The organism is Streptomyces sp. NPDC059009 (genome assembly GCF_042740175.1).
Lineage (GTDB): Bacteria > Actinomycetota > Actinomycetes > Streptomycetales > Streptomycetaceae > Streptomyces.
In genome coordinates this window covers 91,304-108,579 of record NZ_JBHYJB010000029.1, presented here as the reverse complement: position 1 = coordinate 108,579, position 17,276 = coordinate 91,304, and the positions used below count along the sequence as shown (strand labels likewise).

The following is a 17,276-nucleotide window of genomic DNA, read 5'->3' as shown; positions in this document are numbered from 1 at the left end:
GGCCGGATCTCACCCCACCAGGGCGGGCGCCAGCTCGCGCCACTCCGCGCGCGGCAGCACCCCCGGGTCGGCGGTCAGCACCTGCACACAGACGTGGTCGGCGCCCGCGTCCAGATGTTCCCGCACGCGCGCGTGGAGAGCGTCGACGTCTCCGTAGGCGACGATCGCGTCCACCAGACGACGGCTGGGCCGCCCGTCCACGAAATCCTCGTCCCCGAACCCGAGCCGCCGCACGTTCGCGATCTGGTGGTGGGCCATCGCCATGTAGCCCGCGACATGTGCCGCCGCGACCTCGCGGGCCCGGTCCAGGTTCCGGTCGAGCACGACGGCCTGTTCGACCCCGAGGAAGGCGTGCGGGCCGAGGGCCGCGCGGGCGCGTGCGGTGTGTGCGACGGGGACGAAGTAGGAGTGGGCGCCCCAGGTCCGCTCGGCCGCGAGCTGAAGCATCTTCGGCCCGAGCGCGGCGAGCACGCGGCGCGGCACGGATTCCGGGACGGCCGGCACCCCCGGCAGCCGGGCGGCGGCGTCCATGGCGTCCAGATAGTCCCGCATCATCCCCAGGGCTCCCGCGCGCGGGGCGCCCGTCGGCCCGGACCGGCCACTTCTGTACGCCGGTTCGGCGCCGGGCTGGCTCGCGGTGCGGTGCCCGCCGATGCCGAGCAGGAAGCGCCCGGGGAACGCCTCGCCCAGGGTGCGCTCCACCATCGCCATGGATACGGGGTCCCTGCGTTCGACGCTGGCGATGCCCGTCGCGACGACGAGGCGCCGCGTCGCCGCGAGCAGCAGCGACGCCTGCCCCGCCGCGTCCCGCCCGTACGCCTCCCCGAACCAGAGCGCGCCGTACCCCAGCTCCTCGATCTCCGCGGCACCCTCCCGCACCAGCCCCGCGGGCTGCGCGTCGAAGGCGAACGTCCAGACCCCGACCCGCCCCAGATCCCCAGCAAGCACCCGACACCTCCCCAATCCCGTATCCGGCATCCCGTTCCAACATTCCGGAGAACCTCTCCGGATAACCCTCGACACCATACGGAGAACTTCTCCGCTTAGCTACCCCCCTTGTACGATGCGGCGATGACACGGAAGGCACGGGCACCCGAGGCGCAGACCCCGCGAACGACGGACCAGGCACGCCCCCCACGCGCGGACGCCCGCCGCAACCGGGAGCGGATCGTCGCCGTGGCCCGGGACGCCTTCGCCGAGCTGGGCCCCGACGCCTCGCTCAACGAGATCGCCCGCAGGGCCGGGGTGGGCCCCGGCACCCTCTACCGCCACTTCCCGCACCGCAGCGCCCTGCTGACGGCGGTACTCAAGGACCGCATCGAGACCCTGTGCGCCCGGGCGGACGAGCTCCTCTCCCCCACGTCCCCACTCTCCCCGGACGAGGCGCTGGCCGACTGGCTGAGCGCGTTCCTCGCCCACGCGCGCGTGAACCAGGGAATGGGCGGCGCGCTGGTCCTGGAGAAGACGGCGACACCCGACGCACTGGGCTTCGACTGCCACCAGCGCATCCTCGAAACGGCGGCGGGACTCCTGACCCGAGCCCAGCAGCAGGGCACGGCCCGCCCCGACCTGACCCCGGGCGACCTGGTCCAACTGGTCGTGGGGATCGCCCTGTCCACGACCCGTGGCACGAGCGACACGGAACAGCCGGACCGCTTGCTGGGACTGGTACTGAACGCGGTACACGCCCACCCCAACTAACTCCGCCCCACTCCCCTCCAGCCCCCCTCCTCCAGCCCTCCCCTCCTCCGCCTCCCTCCTCCGGCCCGCCCCCTCCAGCCCGTCCGGCGTTTGAGGACGAGGCGCGTTCAGCGCCGATACGGGGGTCTAGGGGCGAAGCCCCAGGAAGGCCACCCAAGGGCGACGGAGTCGCCCTTTCGGGAAGGGGCGGGATCGGGGAAAAGGCCCCGCAGGGCCCCACCCCTCAACCCCTCCCACCCCTCAGCCCCTTCCGCCCCGCACCCGGTCATACGCCAGCCCCACCACCCCCTGCACCACCAACAACACCCCGGCAACAGCCCACCCCCCACTACGCCGCCGCACGGCCCACGCAGCGAGCGGAACCCCGGCGACCAGCTGAGCGACGGCCAGCCCCCGGGCCTTGGGCCCCCGCAGCCACACCCCCGCGGGCCCGCTCTCCACCACATCCAGCTCGGCCCGCACCGCGTCACGCCACCCGGACCACTCCACCTGCCGCACAGCACGCTGCACGCGAGCGACCTCCCGCAGCCGATCGGCCGGTTCACCGGGCCCCAGACCGGCGGGCAGCACGAGCCCCGCCCGCGAGAGAACGGCGACGAGCCCCAGCATCCGCGCCCGCGCGTCCGCCTCCGAGTCGGGCCGGGTCAGCGCCTCCAGGGACTGCATGTCGAGGACGGGATCGAGGCCGAGCCGGGCCGCGAAGGTCCGCATCGCCTCGTCCTCCCCGACGGGCGTGCCGTTCGCGAGCCACACGTACCCGACGGTGCGCCGGAACCCGGACGCGAGGGTGTAGCCGGAGCGGTCGGGGTCCCACCACAGGGCGAGGACCGGCCAGGGCGCGCCGACCGCGAGCGCGGTGGCCCACCCGGTGAGCACCCGGTCGACGGGCTCGCCGTCGTCGAGCCAGGGCTTGCCCTCGGGAACGAGCACGCTCCACTCCGGCCCCGCCGGAACCAGCAGCATGCGCTCGCGCAGCAACTGAGCCACGGACTCGACCGCTTCGGGTTCGGACCTGCAGAGCAGCAGCGCACCCGCACCCTTGGCGGGCCCGCTCACGGAGCCGGCGGAGGCGGCGGCATCGTCGGACGACATGGCCCCACGCTAGGACAATTCACCATCTTTGGCGCAGAGAACTAGGCGCAGCGAGCGACAGGGCGACCGGACCACACCTTGACTTCTGCGAACCGCGATATATCGTGTATAGCGAAGACGCGATATGGTGCGTCGCGTCGACCAGGGAGGTCAACCCCATGCCAGAGTGGATCGTCGACGAGCCCAGGAAGCTCACCTTCGGCGCACCCCTGAAGACAGTCCGCGTCCGCACGGTGAACGGCACGGTGAACGTGGTCGGCACGGACGAGACCTCGGCCCGCCTCGAGATCTCCGACATCAACGGCCCCGCCCTCACCGTCACGCACGAGGACGGCACCCTTTCCGTCGTCCACGACGACCACAAGGGCCCCGGCCTGTTCCGGCTGCTCGACCTCAAGAGCCACCGGCGCAGCGCGGCGGTCTCGCTGGCCGTCCCGGCCGGTACCCGCGTCGAGGTGGGCGCCGTCGGCGCGGCGGTCATGGTCTCCGGCATCGAGGGGCCCGCGCAGGTGAAGACGATCACCGGCGCCACCACCCTCGTCGGCCTCTCCGGCCCGGTCCGCGCCGACTCCGTCTCCGGGGACGTGGAGATGCAGGGCGTCAGCGGCGACCTGACCTTCAAGTCGGTCTCCGGCGATCTGACGGTCATGGAGGGCACGGGCCCCGCGGTGCGCGCGGAGTCGGTGAGCGGCTCGATGATCGTGGACCTCGACCCGGCGGACCGCCCGGCCGACGTCACGCTGCTGAACGTGTCGGGGGAGATCGCGATCCGCATCCCCCACCCGGCGGACGCGGAGGTAGAGGCGAACACGGCGAGCGGCTCGGTGTCGAACGCTTTCGAGGACCTCCGCGTCGGCGGCCAGTGGGGCGCGAAGAAGATCACGGGACGGCTCGGCGAGGGCCGCGGCAAGCTCCGGGCGACGACGGTGTCCGGCTCGATCGCGCTGCTGCGCAGGCCACCGACGGAGGAAGATCCTTACGAGGCGACCCCACCGGACGGGACGCCCACCGACGAGTCACCCACTGCCAAGTCACCCACTGCCGAGGCCCCCACTGACAGGCCCCCGTCCGACACCCCCGCCGCCGAGAACACCTCCGCCCCGACCGACAAGAAGGTGCTCTGAGATGCCCCCCGTGTTCGCCCACGGCCGCCTGCGCCTGTACCTGCTGAAGCTCCTGGACGAGGCCCCCCGCCACGGCTACGAGGTCATCCGTCTCCTGGAGGAGCGCTTCCAGGGCCTGTACGCGCCTTCGGCGGGCACGGTCTATCCGCGCCTGGCGAAGCTGGAGGCCGAGGGCCTGGTCACCCACACGACCGAGGGCGGCCGCAAGGTGTACGCGATCACGGACGCGGGCCGCGCCGAACTGGCCGACCGCAGCGGCGAGTTGGCCGACCTGGAGCTGGAGATCCGCGAGTCCGTCGCCGAACTCGCCGCCGAGATCAGGGACGGGGTACAGGGCGCCGTCGGCGACCTGCGCCGCGAGATGCGCGCCGCCGCGAAGGAGGCACGCACCTCCGCCGCCACCACGGGCAACTGGGCCGACAAGGAAGGCTGGGGCCAGGCCAAGGAGGAGTTCAAGCGCGCCAAGCAGGAGTGGAAGGAGCAGGCGCGGCGAGCCAAGGACGAGAGCCGCCGGGCCCGCGAGGAGGCCAAGCAGGCCCGCCGCCAGGCCAAGGACGCCCAGGAGCAGGCACACGCCGAGGTCCAGGAACAGCTCCAGCGCATCGCCACCCGCGTCCAGGACCACTTCGCCCAGGGCGACTGGCCGACGGGGGTGCGCGAGGGACTGTCCGAACTGGCCAAGGAGTTCGGCGAGTTCAGCATGGAGTTCGGCAAGAACATGAGCCGACCGACCAACGAGACACCCTCGCAGGAACCCCCCACCCCGAACCTCAAGAAGGACCCTGCGGAGAAGCCCACCCAACCCGACAGCCACCCCACCCCCGAGGACACGGCACCCGCCCCCACCTTCACCCCGGCCGACCCGAAGCTCCCGGTCGAATTCCTCCCGGACTGGGCCAAGGAGCCCGACACGACGGGCGACCCCGCCCGCGACCTGGAGCGCCTCCTGGACCGCTTCCGCGACGACATCCGCGACCGGGCCCGCGACCACGGCGTCACCGACGACCAACTCCGCGAGTTCCGCGACCACTTGGCGACGGCGGCAACGCTCATCGCGGCGACACTGGGCACACCCCACGCGTAAGCGCGGAGGCTCCCCTCCCCGGGAGGCGCACGACGACTCAAGGGGTGGGAAACGCACGCCGAAGGGAAAGCCCGAAAGGGGGAAGCGGCCCGCAGACGAGCGACGGCGCAAGGGGTGGGGACGCGGCTACGGGCCCGCAGCCGGGCGACGACGCAAGGGGTGGGGACGCGGCGGTATGTCCGCCCGCAGTACAGCACCCCACCCACCCCAGTACTCGTGAACTCGTCCGGCGCCCCCGGCTTTTCGAGGACGGACATACCGCCGCGTCCCCACCCCGCCCCCAGTCGCAACCCGCACCACACGGCAGCGAAGCCCGCACCACACGGCAGCGAAGCCCGCACCACGCGGCAGCGAAGCCCGCGCGCCCTACCCGTACAACACCCGCTCCACGCCCTCATGCGTCACCCCATGATCGGCGAGCACCTCCGCCACCACACCCGGCCGGGTCGTCAGGGCAAGCAGGATGTGCTCGTCACCGATCTGCCGGTCCCGCCGCGCCGTGGCGATGCGCAGCGCCCGCTCCAGCGTGTCCTTGGACTCCCGGGTGAAGGACCGATGCCCGGTCCAGGCCGCGAGGCTCAACAGCCCCGGCTTCCCCCGCCGAGCCCCAGCCCCGGCACCAGCCCCGCCACCCGCCAACGCCCCTTCCCCATGCGCATGTTCCACCCGGGACACCACCTCCTCCACATCGATGCCGAGCCCGGCCAGGGCATCCGCATCGGCCTGCGAGAGCCCACCACGCCGCCGCGCCTCGGCCAGCGCCGCCGCGATCTCCGCCCGCCGCTCCCCCGCCCCGAGCGCGGCCAGGGCGAACGAGGCCCGACTGGCCTCGCGGTCGAGCAGCGCGAGGAGCACATGGGTGTCGTCGATGGCATCGGCACCCACCCCCTCCGCGGCCTCGACCGCACCCGTCACCACGGCGCGGGCGTCCTTCGTGAACCGCTCGAACATCACTGCCTCCCGTACTTCTTGTGCACGGCCTGCCTGCTCACTCCGAGTTCCGTGGCGACTTCCTGCCACGACCAGCCCTGCTGGCGCGCACTGCGCACCTGCACGGCCTCAAGACGCTCCACGAGCCGCCGCAGCGCGGCGACGGCCCGCAACCCGACGCGTGGGTCGCGATCGCCCGCGCGCTCGGCGAGATCTGTTGCTTCGGTCATGCATGTCAACTTACGTTGACATGAGAGCGATGTCAACCAAGGTTGACACGAGGGTCGCGAAAAAGGGGCCGGTAACCGCACCGGCCCCTTCCCGGAGACTCAGACCGTGAGCACGATCTTCCCGAACTGATCACCCGCAGCGAGCCGTTCAAATCCCTCACGCGCCCGGTCCAGCGGCAGCGTCTCGTCGATGACGGGCCGCACACCGGTGGCCGCACAGAACGACAGCAGGTCCTCCAACTCGTCCTTGGACCCCATCGTGGAGCCGACGACGCGCAGCTCCAGGAAGAAGATCCGGGTGAGCTCCGCGTGCGAGGGCCGGTCGCCGCTCGTCGCGCCCGAGATGACCAGCGTCCCACCAGGCCGCAGGGACTTGATCGAGTGCGACCATGTCGCGGCGCCCACGGTCTCGATGACGGCGTCGACCCGCTGCGGCAGCCGCGCGCCCGGCTCGACGGCTTCGACGGCGCCCAGTTCGAGGGCGCGCTTGCGCTTGGCCTCGTCGCGGCTGGTGGCGAAGACGCGCAGTCCGGCGGCCTTGGCCAGCACGATCGCAGCCGTCGCCACGCCACCGCCCGCGCCCTGCACGAGGACCGAATCCCCGGGCCGCACACCGGCGTTGGTGAAGAGCATGCGGTAGGCGGTCAGCCACGCCGTGGGCAGACAGGCGGCCTCGGCGAAGGACAGCTCCTTGGGCTTGGGCAGCACGTTCCAGGTGGGGACGGCGACCTGCTCGGCGAAGGTCCCCTGGTACTTCTCCGTGAGGATGGACCGCCCCTCCCCCGGCCCGACGCCGTACCCGGTCTGCCCGATGACGGAGTGGAGCACGACCTCGTTCCCGTCCTCGTCGACCCCGGCGGCATCGCACCCGAGGATCATCGGCAGCTTGTCCTCGGCGAGCCCGACCCCGCGCAGGGACCACAGGTCATGGTGGTTGAGGGAGGCGGCGCGCACCGTCACGGTGCTCCAGCCGGACCGGGCCTCGGGAGCGGGCCGCTCCCCCAACTCGAGGCCACTGAGCGGCTGGTCACGGTCGATACGGGCGGCATAGGCAGCGAACATGGCGCCGACGATAGGCGGGCGCCCACCTCGTACGGAACAGTGTCCCGCTGTGACACGCACCGCTCACCGCCCTGGGAGAAAAAGAAGGCCCCGCCACAACGGGCGGGACCTTCAAAACAGCGCGAGCAGACCTCAGCGCCGAGCAACACCCTCAGCCCGAGCCGCAGCAGCCACAGCCGCGGTCACCGCAGGGGCGACCCGCTCGTCGAACGGCGACGGAATCACGTACTCCGCGGAGAGCTGGTCACCCACGACACCCGCGAGTGCATCAGCAGCCGCGATCTTCATGCCCTCGGTGATCTGCGAGGCCCGCACCTGCAGCGCGCCCGCGAAGATCCCGGGGAAGGCCAGCACGTTGTTGATCTGGTTCGGGTAGTCCGAACGCCCCGTGGCGACGACCTTCGCGTACTTGTGCGCGATGTCGGGGTGCACCTCGGGGTTCGGGTTGGCCATGGCGAACACGAACGCGTCGGGCGCCATCGAGGCGACGGCCGGCTCCGGCACCGTACCGCCGGAGACGCCGATGAAGACGTCGGCACCGGCGAGCGCGGACTCCAGCGAACCGCTGAGCCCCGCCTTGTTGGTGATCTCGGCGAGCTCCCGCTTGACCGGCGTGAGGTCGTCCCGGTCCTTGCTGACGATGCCCTTGCGGTCGGCGACGGAGACGTCGCCGATGCCCGCCTCGAGCAGGAACTTGGCGATGGCCACACCGGCCGCGCCCGCGCCCGAGATGACCGCGCGCAGGTCACCGAGCGTGCGCCCGGTCAGCTTCGCGGCGTTCCGCAGGGCGGCGAGCGTCACGATCGCCGTGCCGTGCTGGTCGTCGTGGAAGACCGGGATGTCGAGGAGCTCCTTGAGCCGCTGCTCGATCTCGAAGCAGCGCGGAGCGGAGATGTCTTCGAGATTGACACCCCCGAACGACGGCGCGAGCCGCACGACGGTCTCGATGATCTCGTCGGTGTCCTTGGTCGCGAGCGCGACCGGCACCGCGTCCACGCCACCGAACTGCTTGAACAGAATGGCCTTGCCCTCCATGACGGGGAGCGAGGCTTCCGGCCCGATGTCGCCGAGGCCGAGCACGGCCGTGCCGTCGGTGACGACGGCGACCACGTTCGACTTCCAGGTGTAGTCGTTGACGAGCTCGGGCTGCTCGGCGATCGCGCTGCACACTTTCGCGACGCCGGGCGTGTACGCGAGGGACAAGTCGTCCTTGTCGCGGACGGGCACGGTGGCCTGCACGGCCATCTTGCCGCCACGGTGCAGCGCGAAGGCCGGATCGAAGGGCTCTTCGGCGCCTTCGTGATCCGTACTGCTGTCGCTGCGAGGATTGACGATCTCCGCTGCCACTTTTTCTGACCCCTTAAGTCTTATTCGTCGAGGGTGACCACTTCCGTGTTGAGAAGTGGGGCGGGCACCGCGTCCGTTCTCCGCCTGTCGGCGGAGGGAGGTACGAACACGCGGGCGCGCCGCACACGCGCCCTGGGCCCCGGATGAGGGGTGTAACGAACCTTTCTACCTGAAGGCGGTAGGCGGGGGCGAGTGGCATTGGCCTCACTCCGCCCCGGCACGACGGGAAGACGGACTTCCGGCCCGGACCCCGGCCGGGGACGCGGGGCCACCGCGGCGGACCGCATCACCCGGGGCGGGGCCAAGGACCTCAAATTCGCGCACTCGAACACCGGGCCAAAGTCCCGCACCCGCCCGGCATCCGCCCGGCATCTGTCCGGCATCCGTCCGCCGAAGCCCCCGGAACGGTCCACATGGCGAGATACGGGGCATGCCGTCCGGTTAGTGGCGGTTCACTCCGGTCCGTCCCACCCGTGCACTGCCGGGCCCCTCGACCTCGCGCACACCCCGTTATCCGATTTTGACATCTCTGGCACCCATAATCGGGCAGTCCGAATGGCAAGATGCCTCATCACACGAGGTCGCGACACCCGAAGGTGTGTGCCCGGCCGCACGGCAACTCCCCCTTCATCCGCCGGAGGACCCCACCATGACGACCGCACGCTTCACTCCCTGTACGACGGCTGCGAAGTCCGCGAAGTCCCGGATAGCCGTGGTCGGCGCGGTCGTGGTCGCGGGCTCCCTCCTGCTGACCGGCTGCGGCGACCAGACCGAGGGCGGCAACGACGACGGGGGCGGCAGCAAGAACAACAGCGCCCCCCTCTTCGACAAGCTCCCGGCGAAGATCCAGAAGAAGGGCGAGCTGCACATCGGCACCAACGCCGAGTACGCCCCCATGGAGTCGCAGGAGAACGGCGAGATCATCGGCGTGGACCCGGACCTCGCCGCCGAGATCGGCAAGAAGCTCGGGGTCAAGGTCAAGTTCACCTCGACCAAGTTCGACACCCTCGTGACCGGCGTGAACGCGGGCCGCTACGACGCCGCGATGTCCTCCATCACGGACACCAAGGCCCGCCAGGAGGGCCTCAACGACAAGGGCAAGAAGCTCGGCGAGGGCGTCGACTTCGTCGACTACTTCATCGCGGGCACCGCCGTGTACGTGAAGAAGGGCAACCCCGAGGGCGTCAAGTCCATCGAGGACCTGTGCGGCAAGGGCGCGGCCGTCCAGCAGGGCACCACGTACGAGAAGGCGCTGCAGACGCAGTCCAAGAAGTGCGAGGACGGCGGCAAGAAGAGCATCGACATCCAGTCCTTCGAGGACGACACCGAGGCCCAGACCCGGGTGCGCTCGGGCGGCGCGGTGGCCGGCGTCAACGACTACCCGGTGGCGCTCGACCTGACCCGCAAGGCGGGCGGCGGCAAGACCTTCGAGATCGTCGGCGAGCAGTACGACGCCGGGCCCTTCGGCATCGCCGTCGACAAGAAGAACACGAAGCTGCGCGACGCCCTCAAGGAGGCCGTCGACGCGATCATCAAGGACAAGTCGTACGAGAAGGTCCTGAAGAAGTGGGGCGCCGAGACCGGCGCGATCGACGCCGCGGCCATCAACAGCGGCAAGTGACCTGCCGGTTCACTGACGTCGTACCACTGAAAGGGCAGTCACGATGACTGACAAGTTGAGCAAGGAGCCGAAGGAGCCGGAGGACACTCCGCCCGCCGACTCCGGGGCCGCCAAGGCCCCCGGCACCTCGGTGTCCGTCTCCAAGGAGGCCGCCGCACCGGTCGCCATCAAGGCGATCCCGGTCCGCCACTACGGCCGCTGGGTCAGCGGCACGCTGGTCCTCGCGATCCTGATCGTGCTCGGATACGCCTTCTCGCAGGGCGACATCCAGTGGCACACCGTCTCCGACCAGCTCTTCACCGACTCGGTGGTCAAGGGCGCCGGACGGACGCTGCTGATCAGCGTGCTCGCCATGGTCATGGGCGTGGTGCTCGGCATCATCCTGGCCGTGATGCGGCTCTCGAAGAACCCGGTGACGTCCACGGTCGCCTGGCTCTACATCTGGTTCTTCCGCGGTACGCCGGTCTACGTCCAGCTGCTGCTCTGGTTCAACCTCGCGCTGATCTTCCCCGTCCTGAACCTCGGTCCGATCTACAAGGACGAGATGACGGACGTGATGACCCCGTTCATGTGCGCGCTGCTCGGCCTCGGCCTGAACGAGGCGGCGTACATGGCGGAGATCTGCCGCGCGGGCCTGCTCGCCGTCGACGAGGGACAGACCGAGGCGTCGCACGCGCTCGGCATGAGCCACGCGAAGACGCTGCGCCGCATCGTGATCCCGCAGGCGATGCGGGTGATCGTCCCGCCGACCGGCAACGAGTTCATCAACATGCTGAAGACCTCGGCGCTGGTGTACGCGGTGACGTACAACGAGCTGCTGCGCTCGACGACGGTGATCGGCTCCACCTCGTACGCCGTGATGGAGATGCTCTTCGTCGCGTCGATCTGGTACCTGGTCATGACGAGCGTGTTCAGCGTCTTCCAGTACTACCTGGAGCGCAGGTTCGCGCGGGGCTCGCTGCGGTCGCTGCCGATGACCCCGCTGCAGAGGATCAAGGTGAACCTGCTCGGCGGGTCCAACCGTGGAGGCATGGGCTGATGAACGCGATGGTGAAGGCCGAGGGCGTCCACAAGTCCTTCGGCAGCGTAGAGGTGTTGAAGGGCATCGACCTGGAGGTCGCCCAGGGCGAGGTGTTCTGCCTCATCGGCCCGTCCGGCTCCGGCAAGTCGACCTTCCTGCGGTGCATCAACCACCTGGAGAAGATCAACGCCGGTCGTCTGTACGTGGACGGGGAGCTGGTCGGCTACCGCCAGAAGACGAGCAAGCCGAAGAAGAACAAGAAGGGCGAGACGGCGCCGCCCGTCACGAAGCTCTACGAGCTCAAGGACAGCGAAGTCGCCCTGAAGCGCCGGGACATCGGCATGGTCTTCCAGCGCTTCAACCTCTTCCCGCACATGACGGCGCTCGAGAACGTCATGGAGGCGCCCGTCCAGGTCAAGGGCGAGACGAAGGCCACCGCGAGGGCCCGCGCCCAGCAGCTGCTCGACCGCGTCGGCCTCGCCGACAAGGCGGCCAACTACCCGGCGCAGCTCTCCGGCGGCCAGCAGCAGCGCGTGGCGATCGCCCGTGCGCTGGCGATGGACCCGAAGCTGATGCTCTTCGACGAGCCGACGTCGGCGCTCGACCCGGAGCTGGTGGGCGATGTCCTGGACGTCATGCGGGACTTGGCGGAGTCCGGCATGACGATGGTCGTCGTCACCCACGAGATGGGCTTCGCCCGCGAGGTCGGCGACAGCCTCGTCTTCATGGACGAGGGCGTGGTGGTCGAGTCGGGCCACCCGCGCGACGTCCTGACGAACCCGCAGCACGACCGGACGAAGTCGTTCCTGTCGAAGGTGCTGTAGCGGTACGCGGGTGGCATGAGCGAAGGGGCGGTACGGACACCCGTACCGCCCCTTCGCTCTTCTCCCTTACAGGTGGCCTCACTTCAGCCCGAGCACCACCGCATCAGCCGGCGACCCCCAGACCCCCCGAGCCTCCCCGAACCCCACCTCCCGCAGCGTCCGCGCGTGCCACTCCAGCGACGGCATGTCCCCGTCCGCGTGGTCCCCGTAGATCTCGAAGCGGCGGGCGGTCGGCCCGGCGAGGACCGGGTCGGCGGCCGCGAGCTGCCACCACTCCTTCCAGTCCAGGACGCCCTCCGCCTTCGCGCGGTCCATGCGGGCGCGGCGCAGCGCGCTCTCGGCCGCGTTGATGCGCGCGGTGGCGGGGTCGGGCATGTGGTCGGCGTTCATGAACACGCCGCCGTCGCGGACCAGTTCGGCGATCTGGCCGTAGAGGGTGGCCAAGGGCCCGCTGGGCAGCCAGTGCAGGGCCGTCGCCGTGAGGACCGCGTCGTATGTGGCATGCGGCAACTCGGCTGTCCAGGAAGGGTTCTTGAGGTCCGCGGTCACGAACGTGACGCGGTCGTCGCCCGCGAACGTGCCCTCGGCGATGGTGAGGAGCGCCGGGTCGAGGTCGACGCCCGTGCTGGTGGCGTTCGGGAACCTCTGGAGGAGCCGGTCCGTAATACTCCCCGTACCGCACGCGAGATCCAGCACGCGGGGCTCGGTGCCGACCAGTGCCTCGACCATGTCGAGCATGATCCGGAACCGCTCCTCGCGGTCCGGCAGGTACCACTGCTGCTGGCGGTCCCAGCTGTCCTGCCAGGCGCGCCAGTCGGTGCCCGCCGGGTTGGTCGCGTCGTCGGTCGCTGTGTGCGCCATCAGGAACACTCCACTCCGTAATACCCTGGTACTGAGATCGACCATTACGTGCCGATGAGCTGACCCTAGCCCGACCCCGTAAGGACTACAAGTGGAACTGGCCTATTACTCGGACTACGCGGTGCGCCTGGTCAACACCGAGGAGCCGGGCCGCAGCAAGGATGCGCTGACGTCGGTCGAGGTGATCCGGGAGCTGTTCGGGCCGCATACGCAGATGGCGCGCCGGGCCACCGAGTCCGATCTGTCGCGCTTCCGCTCCGTGCGGGGGCGGCTGCGGGCCGTCTTCGAAGCTGCCGACGGCGGCGACGAGACGCTCGCCGTGGACCTGCTGAACTCGCTGCTGATGGAGTTCCCCGTCAGTCCGCAGATCTCGGGGCACGACAACCGGGACGACGAGGGGCGGCCGCTGTGGCACATGCACCTCGCGGACCACTCGTCGAACGCGACCGCGGGGTTCGCGGCCATCGCCGCGATGGGTCTCGCCTTCCACCTGACGGAGCACGGGGTGGAGCGGCTCGGGCTGTGCGAGGCAGCGCCGTGCCGCAACGCCTACCTCGACACCTCGACGAACCGTTCCCGCCGCTACTGCTCGGACCGCTGCGCGACCCGTGCCAACGTCGCCGCCTACCGCGCCCGCAAGCGCTTGGAGACGGAGCGGTCGGCGAGCACCGGCCGCACCGCGGACACGGCCCAGGAGGCCAGCGCGCCGAGCGACAGCTGACTCCGGCCCGCCGCCTCCCGCTCCTGCCGTACGCGCGTCAGTGGCCTGAACCGGCCCCGCACCCGCGCCAGTACGAGCTCCTCGGGGACGACTCCGTAGACATTGCTGTCGCCGCCCGTGTTGTACGGGTTGTCCCCGAGCACCCACCAGCCGCCCTCGCGCCGCTCGACGGCACGTTTCACCACCAGCAGGTCCTGCTGCAGCGGATGACGCAGGATCACCACGTCCCCCGGCCGCACCCGGGCCCCGTGCTGCACCAGCATCCAGTCGCCCGGGTACAGCGTCGGCACCATCGACGGCCCGTCCACCTCGATGAGTTGGAACGGCACCCGCGCCTCGCGCCCGTCAACCCCCGCGGTCTCAGGCATCAGACAACCTCCCGCTCACTCCTGTCCGGCCTCCGGTTCCATCCTCCACCAGTCCCAGTGTGGCCCTGGACTTTTGTCCTAAGCCCATGGGGGCACCCGCGAAAACCCGTCTCTCACGGAGTAATGTCCCACCTGAGAAGACGATCACGAGGAAGGACAGCTCAATGCTCTCCCGCCTGTTTGCCCCCAAGGTGAAGGCCAGCGCACACTGCGACCTGCCCTGCGGCGTGTACGACCCGGCCCAGGCCCGCATCGAGGCGGAGTCGGTGAAGGCCGTCCAGGAAAAGATGGCCGGCAACGACGACCCGCACTTCCAGGCGCGTGCCACGGTCATCAAGGAGCAGCGCGCCGAGCTCGCCAAGCACCACGTCTCGGTGCTGTGGAGCGACTACTTCAAGCCCCCGCACTTCGAGAAGTACCCGGAGCTGCACCAGCTGGTCAACGACGCCCTGAAGGCCCTCTCGGCCGCGAAGGGCTCGACGGACCCGGCCACGGGCCAGAAGGCGCTGGACTACATCGCCCAGATCGACAAGATCTTCTGGGAGACCAAGAAGGCCTGATCTGTGCCCAGGCCGTCTGCCCCGCTGCCTGGCGGGGCACGTCGCCTGTCTCACCGCACCCGGTCCGCAGTTCGCCGAGCACGGCGTTCATGCCGGTCCGGGTGCGGTTTTGTTGTGCAGGGTGACGGAGGGAGCGGCCCCGTAGGCCCTGCGGTAGGCGGCGGCGAAGCGGCCCGGGTGCGGGAAGCCCCAGCGTGCGGCGATGCGCTCGATCGTGGCACCGCTGCCGTGCGCCGTGCGCAGGTCCTGGTGCGCGAGGGCGAGGCGCACCCTGCGCAGATAGGCCAGGGGCGTGGTGTCCAGATGCCGGCGGAACGCGTACTGCAGGGCGCGGATGGTCACATGGGCGGCGGCGGCGATCTCGGCGACGGACAGCGGCTGGTCGGCGTGGTCGTCGATGTAGGCGATGGCCCGCCTGAGGGTGGCCGGGTGGGCGTCGTTGCGGTCCTGGGCCGTCGGCTCGACGCGTGCGGTGTTCGGGAACGCGGCGAGGACGCTCGCGGCGAGGAGCCGGCCGGCGGCCGCGGCGAGCAGCGGCTCGCGGGCGGTCTCCGGGTCGGCCAGGATGTGGTCGCGCACGTAGAGGACGGTGTGCGTCAGCTGGCGGGCGGCGCCCGGTGAGTGCGGCCGGTGCCCGGTCAGCCGTACCGGTCCGCGGGACGGGTCAGCCCCGGCGGCGACCTGGTCGAGCAGGGCGGGGTCCAGCAGGGTGATGTTGTAGCGGGTCCTGCAGATCCGCCCCGCGTAGGGGAGGTCCGGGGGCGCGAGGAGCACCATGTCGCCCGGGCCGAAGGAGTCCCGTACGCCCTGGAAGGTGTGGTCCTGGATGGTTCCCTCGTGCACCAGGCACAGGCAGAACTTGCCCAGCGGGGTCACCGCGTAGCTCATCTCGAAGCCCAGATCGAGCTCGTCGACGCTGACCAGCGGCATCGACGCACGGCGGAAGTGGGTCCGGCTGTGGTGCGGGGTGCTGCTGCTGACCCGCATGCGGGCATACGCCCGGCAGAGGAAGTCCTCTGTCAGCTCTATGTCGTCACTGTCGAACACCTGCGAATCCATCGCCATCCGCCCCCTGCTGCGGGCGGTCCAAGCCGCGGCGCTGACGGCAGCGGCTTGGACCTGCGTCCTCCCGGCCTGTGCCAGCCCGGGGCCAACTCCCGCGCGCCCCGGTCCCGGTGAGGACACCATCGCGCAAGGGATGCGCGGCAGGAAGGGGAGTCGAGCCGCGGTGCCCTCGCGCATGGGGGCCGCCGTCGCGGACAGCACGCGATGGCGGCCATCGGCTTCCCCTCCATCATGGTGGCCGGGCCCCGCATCACCTAGCCCGGAAACGAAACCCGAACCGCGGCGCCCGCCCCCGTCAGGCCGGAAAACGAAACCGTGGGGGGCCAGTCGCCGGGGCGGACTCCGGCGGACCTCAGCGCGCCAGGTGGCCGCATGCCACCGCCGCGTACAGCGCGGTGCCCGTGGCCATCGCGGGCTCGTCGAAGACGACACGGTTGGAGTGGAAGTCGGGGGCGTTCTCCGGGGGCTGGCCGGGGGGCCTGGTGCCGAGGAAGGCCATGGTGCCGGGGACGTGTTCGAGGACGTAGCTGAAGTCCTCCGCGCCCATGAAGGGCTCCGCGAGGCGGTGCACGCGCTCCGTGCCGAGCGCGGCGGTCGCCCAGCGGGTGGTGGCGGCGGCGAAGTCCGTGTCGTTGACGACGGGCGGATAGCCCTCGCTGAGTTCGACGGTGGCGGTGGCGCCGTGGGCGGCCGCCACGTTGTGGACGACCCGGCGGAGCGAGTCCAGGACCGCGGCCCGGGCCTCCGGGGACAGGGTGCGCAGCGTGCCGTCGATGCGGGCCGTCTCGGGAATGATGTTGGTCGTCGTGCCCGCGTCGATGCGGGCGACGGTCAGGACGGCCGGGTCGAAGACGTTCACGGTGCGGGTGATCATCGTCTGCAGGGCCTGGACGATCTCGCAGGCCACGGGTATCGGGTCGAGCGCGAGGTGCGGCGTGGAGGCGTGGCCGCCGGCCCCGTGCACCGTGAGGTGCAGCGTGTCGGAGGCGGCGAAGGTGGGGCCGGGCCGGAGGTGGACCGTGCCGGACGGGTAGCGCGTGGTGACGTGCAGGGCGAACGCCGCCGCCACCGGGTCGCCGCCGGGCGGCGTCAGGACCCCCTCCTCGATCATGTGCAGCGCGCCGCCGTCCGACTCCTCGGCGGGCTGGAACATGAGGACCACCCGGCCCGCGAGCCGCTCGGTGCGCGCGGCGAGGAGCCGGGCCGCGCCGACCAGCATCGAGGTGTGCATGTCGTGGCCGCAGGCGTGCATACGGCCGGGCACCTCGGACGCGAACTCGAGCCCGGTTTCCTCCTGTTGGGGCAGGGCGTCCATGTCGGCGCGCAGCAGCACGGTCGGCCCGGGGGCGGCGCCGTCGATCGTGGCGGTCACCGAGCTGAGCGCCTTGCCCCGCACCGGGGTCAGGCCGATGTCCGCCAGGGCCGCGCACACGGCCTCCTGGGTGCGGGGCAGATGCAGGCCCAGCTCGGGGTGGCGGTGCAGGCGGCGGCGGAGGTCGGTCACGTCGGGCAGGATCGTGCGGGCGTGTGCGAGCAGTTCGTCCAGTTGATCCTGCGGGGCCCCGGCTGTCATGGCCAGAGCTTCCCATGGGCATCGGCTGCCGCTTCTGGACATGTCCCGTATCTGTCGGAGCCCTGACGCCTCCGTGGCCGATACAGGGCCTT

Annotated in this window: 18 protein-coding genes; 8 read left to right on the top strand and 10 right to left on the bottom strand. The window is 70.8% G+C overall.

The features are described from left to right. Nucleotides 1–9 precede the first annotated feature (9 nt). On the bottom strand, nucleotides 10–978 hold the full coding sequence (locus ACFWYM_RS27215; RefSeq protein ID WP_384842578.1) for a TIGR03620 family F420-dependent LLM class oxidoreductase: 969 nt from the start codon (nucleotides 976–978) through the stop codon (nucleotides 10–12). Nucleotides 979–1,071: 93 nt separating this feature from the next. On the opposite strand from ACFWYM_RS27215, the gene ACFWYM_RS27210 reads away from it, so the two are divergent. Then, the gene (locus ACFWYM_RS27210) at nucleotides 1,072–1,701 is read left to right on the top strand and encodes a TetR/AcrR family transcriptional regulator (protein ID WP_384842575.1); all 630 of its coding nucleotides are present in this window, start codon (nucleotides 1,072–1,074) and stop codon (nucleotides 1,699–1,701) included. Between the two features lie 240 nt (nucleotides 1,702–1,941). Here the strand turns inward: ACFWYM_RS27210 and ACFWYM_RS27205 are convergent, their stop codons facing one another. After that, nucleotides 1,942–2,793: a hypothetical protein gene (locus ACFWYM_RS27205; RefSeq protein ID WP_384842572.1), complete on the bottom strand. Its 852-nt coding sequence runs from the start codon at nucleotides 2,791–2,793 to the stop codon at nucleotides 1,942–1,944. 158 nt (nucleotides 2,794–2,951) lie between these two features. Here ACFWYM_RS27205 and ACFWYM_RS27200 point away from each other — a divergent pair, with 158 nt between their 5' ends. Together ACFWYM_RS27200 and ACFWYM_RS27195 are read left to right on the top strand one after the other, a co-directional pair. Next, entirely contained in the window at nucleotides 2,952–3,917 is a 966-nt protein-coding gene (locus ACFWYM_RS27200; protein ID WP_384842569.1) for a DUF4097 domain-containing protein, read from the top strand. Between the two features lies 1 nt (nucleotide 3,918). After that, nucleotides 3,919–5,001, top strand: a complete 1,083-nt coding sequence (locus ACFWYM_RS27195) for a helix-turn-helix transcriptional regulator (RefSeq protein WP_384842566.1) — start codon at nucleotides 3,919–3,921, stop codon at nucleotides 4,999–5,001. A 366-nt stretch (nucleotides 5,002–5,367) separates the two neighbouring features. Here the strand turns inward: ACFWYM_RS27195 and ACFWYM_RS27190 are convergent, their stop codons facing one another. The 4 genes from ACFWYM_RS27190 to ACFWYM_RS27175 form a co-directional block, all read right to left on the bottom strand. Then, entirely contained in the window at nucleotides 5,368–5,952 is a 585-nt protein-coding gene (locus ACFWYM_RS27190; protein ID WP_384842563.1) for a Clp protease N-terminal domain-containing protein, read from the bottom strand. Then, complete coding sequence (locus tag ACFWYM_RS27185) at nucleotides 5,952–6,161, bottom strand: helix-turn-helix domain-containing protein (protein WP_384842560.1); 210 nt, start codon at nucleotides 6,159–6,161, stop codon at nucleotides 5,952–5,954. Before ACFWYM_RS27185 ends, ACFWYM_RS27190 begins: the two co-directional genes overlap by 1 nt. Before the next feature lie 99 nt (nucleotides 6,162–6,260). Further along, nucleotides 6,261–7,223 (bottom strand): zinc-binding dehydrogenase, encoded by a 963-nt coding sequence (locus ACFWYM_RS27180; protein WP_384842557.1) that lies wholly within the window; start codon nucleotides 7,221–7,223, stop codon nucleotides 6,261–6,263. A 132-nt stretch (nucleotides 7,224–7,355) separates the two neighbouring features. Next, nucleotides 7,356–8,570 carry an NADP-dependent malic enzyme gene (locus ACFWYM_RS27175; RefSeq protein ID WP_384842554.1) on the bottom strand — a complete coding sequence of 405 codons (1,215 nt, stop codon included), beginning with the start codon at nucleotides 8,568–8,570 and terminating at the stop codon, nucleotides 7,356–7,358. A 649-nt stretch (nucleotides 8,571–9,219) separates the two neighbouring features. Between ACFWYM_RS27175 and ACFWYM_RS27170 the strand changes: the two genes are divergently transcribed. From ACFWYM_RS27170 to ACFWYM_RS27160, 3 genes are read left to right on the top strand one after another with little or no spacing between them, the layout of a single operon-like run. After that, entirely contained in the window at nucleotides 9,220–10,191 is a 972-nt protein-coding gene (locus tag ACFWYM_RS27170) for an ABC transporter substrate-binding protein (RefSeq protein WP_384842551.1), read from the top strand. A 43-nt stretch (nucleotides 10,192–10,234) separates the two neighbouring features. Beyond that, nucleotides 10,235–11,230, top strand: coding sequence for an amino acid ABC transporter permease (locus ACFWYM_RS27165; RefSeq protein WP_384842548.1), 996 nt, complete (start codon nucleotides 10,235–10,237; stop codon nucleotides 11,228–11,230). After that, nucleotides 11,230–12,036: an amino acid ABC transporter ATP-binding protein gene (locus tag ACFWYM_RS27160; protein WP_384842545.1), complete on the top strand. Its 807-nt coding sequence runs from the start codon at nucleotides 11,230–11,232 to the stop codon at nucleotides 12,034–12,036. The genes ACFWYM_RS27165 and ACFWYM_RS27160 overlap by 1 nt, the downstream gene beginning before the upstream one ends. A gap of 78 nt (nucleotides 12,037–12,114) precedes the next feature. Here ACFWYM_RS27160 and ACFWYM_RS27155 read toward each other — a convergent pair whose 3' ends face one another. Next, complete coding sequence (locus ACFWYM_RS27155; RefSeq protein ID WP_384842542.1) at nucleotides 12,115–12,897, bottom strand: class I SAM-dependent methyltransferase; 783 nt, start codon at nucleotides 12,895–12,897, stop codon at nucleotides 12,115–12,117. Between the two features lie 91 nt (nucleotides 12,898–12,988). Between ACFWYM_RS27155 and ACFWYM_RS27150 the strand changes: the two genes are divergently transcribed. After that, entirely contained in the window at nucleotides 12,989–13,618 is a 630-nt protein-coding gene (locus ACFWYM_RS27150) for a CGNR zinc finger domain-containing protein (protein WP_384842539.1), read from the top strand. Here ACFWYM_RS27150 and sodX read toward each other — a convergent pair. Next, a complete protein-coding gene (gene sodX / locus ACFWYM_RS27145; protein WP_384842536.1) occupies nucleotides 13,522–13,986 on the bottom strand; it encodes a nickel-type superoxide dismutase maturation protease in 465 nt (154 codons plus the stop codon). The two genes, ACFWYM_RS27150 and sodX, sit on opposite strands and share 97 nt — an antisense overlap. Nucleotides 13,987–14,150: 164 nt before the next feature. On the opposite strand from sodX, the gene sodN reads away from it, so the two are divergent. Further along, nucleotides 14,151–14,546, top strand: coding sequence for a superoxide dismutase, Ni (sodN, locus tag ACFWYM_RS27140; RefSeq protein ID WP_384842533.1), 396 nt, complete (start codon nucleotides 14,151–14,153; stop codon nucleotides 14,544–14,546). An 87-nt stretch (nucleotides 14,547–14,633) separates the two neighbouring features. On the opposite strand, the gene ACFWYM_RS27135 is transcribed toward sodN, so the two are convergent. Together ACFWYM_RS27135 and ACFWYM_RS27130 are read right to left on the bottom strand one after the other, a co-directional pair. Further along, nucleotides 14,634–15,605: a helix-turn-helix domain-containing protein gene (locus ACFWYM_RS27135; protein WP_384842530.1), complete on the bottom strand. Its 972-nt coding sequence runs from the start codon at nucleotides 15,603–15,605 to the stop codon at nucleotides 14,634–14,636. A 358-nt stretch (nucleotides 15,606–15,963) separates the two neighbouring features. Then, nucleotides 15,964–17,184 carry a M20 family metallopeptidase gene (locus tag ACFWYM_RS27130; RefSeq protein ID WP_384842527.1) on the bottom strand — a complete coding sequence of 407 codons (1,221 nt, stop codon included), beginning with the start codon at nucleotides 17,182–17,184 and terminating at the stop codon, nucleotides 15,964–15,966. Nucleotides 17,185–17,276 lie beyond the last annotated feature (92 nt).

Excerpts from the sequence above, each read along its gene's own strand:
- ACFWYM_RS27215 (WP_384842578.1), bottom strand. The coding sequence starts at position 978 with ATGCCGGATACGGGATTGGGGAGGTGTCGGGTGCTTGCTGGGGATCTG.
- ACFWYM_RS27210 (WP_384842575.1), top strand. The coding sequence starts at position 1,072 with ATGACACGGAAGGCACGGGCACCCGAGGCGCAGACCCCGCGAACGACG.
- ACFWYM_RS27205 (WP_384842572.1), bottom strand. The coding sequence starts at position 2,793 with ATGTCGTCCGACGATGCCGCCGCCTCCGCCGGCTCCGTGAGCGGGCCC.
- ACFWYM_RS27200 (WP_384842569.1), top strand. The coding sequence starts at position 2,952 with ATGCCAGAGTGGATCGTCGACGAGCCCAGGAAGCTCACCTTCGGCGCA.
- ACFWYM_RS27195 (WP_384842566.1), top strand. The coding sequence starts at position 3,919 with ATGCCCCCCGTGTTCGCCCACGGCCGCCTGCGCCTGTACCTGCTGAAG.
- ACFWYM_RS27190 (WP_384842563.1), bottom strand. The coding sequence starts at position 5,952 with ATGTTCGAGCGGTTCACGAAGGACGCCCGCGCCGTGGTGACGGGTGCG.
- ACFWYM_RS27185 (WP_384842560.1), bottom strand. The coding sequence starts at position 6,161 with ATGACCGAAGCAACAGATCTCGCCGAGCGCGCGGGCGATCGCGACCCA.
- ACFWYM_RS27180 (WP_384842557.1), bottom strand. The coding sequence starts at position 7,223 with ATGTTCGCTGCCTATGCCGCCCGTATCGACCGTGACCAGCCGCTCAGT.
- ACFWYM_RS27170 (WP_384842551.1), top strand. The coding sequence starts at position 9,220 with ATGACGACCGCACGCTTCACTCCCTGTACGACGGCTGCGAAGTCCGCG.
- ACFWYM_RS27165 (WP_384842548.1), top strand. The coding sequence starts at position 10,235 with ATGACTGACAAGTTGAGCAAGGAGCCGAAGGAGCCGGAGGACACTCCG.
- ACFWYM_RS27160 (WP_384842545.1), top strand. The coding sequence starts at position 11,230 with ATGAACGCGATGGTGAAGGCCGAGGGCGTCCACAAGTCCTTCGGCAGC.
- ACFWYM_RS27155 (WP_384842542.1), bottom strand. The coding sequence starts at position 12,897 with ATGGCGCACACAGCGACCGACGACGCGACCAACCCGGCGGGCACCGAC.
- sodX (WP_384842536.1), bottom strand. The coding sequence starts at position 13,986 with ATGCCTGAGACCGCGGGGGTTGACGGGCGCGAGGCGCGGGTGCCGTTC.
- sodN (WP_384842533.1), top strand. The coding sequence starts at position 14,151 with ATGCTCTCCCGCCTGTTTGCCCCCAAGGTGAAGGCCAGCGCACACTGC.
- ACFWYM_RS27135 (WP_384842530.1), bottom strand. The coding sequence starts at position 15,605 with ATGGATTCGCAGGTGTTCGACAGTGACGACATAGAGCTGACAGAGGAC.
- ACFWYM_RS27130 (WP_384842527.1), bottom strand. The coding sequence starts at position 17,184 with ATGACAGCCGGGGCCCCGCAGGATCAACTGGACGAACTGCTCGCACAC.